The sequence below is a fragment of the Mesorhizobium sp. 128a genome (genome assembly GCF_053848025.1).
Genome location: NZ_JBSPKY010000105.1, coordinates 1 through 382, shown reverse-complemented (window position 1 = coordinate 382; position 382 = coordinate 1). Strand labels below are relative to the sequence as shown.

Annotated in this window: 1 pseudogene; it reads right to left on the bottom strand. The window is 70.9% G+C overall.

From position 1 onward, the window contains the following. Positions 1-382, bottom strand: a pseudogene (locus ACWTU9_RS33270) (histone deacetylase family protein); the annotation flags it as partial.

The following is a 382-nucleotide window of genomic DNA, read 5'->3' as shown; positions in this document are numbered from 1 at the left end:
AGCGATCGCCGCCGTGTTGAAGAAGCAGAAGCCCATGGCGGTGGCCTTTTCGGCATGGTGGCCGGGCGGCCGGGCGGCGACGAAGACATTGTCGGCACGGCCGGCAAAGACGTCGTCGACGGCGGCGTTGGCGGCGCCGATCGCGGCGATCACCGCCTGCCAGCTCTTCGGGCTGGCGGTGGTGTCGGCATCGATGCGGGCAATGCCCTCTTCGGGAATCGCGGCTCGCACACGGGCGACGAAATCGGCGGGGTGGGCGTAGAGGATGGTGGCCTCGTCGCCCTCCGGCGCCTTGACGCGATCGAGCGCGGCAAAGGCCTCGTCATCAAGTACGCGCTCGATGGCGCGCAGGCGGTCCGGCCGCTCGGGGTGACCGGGCGGC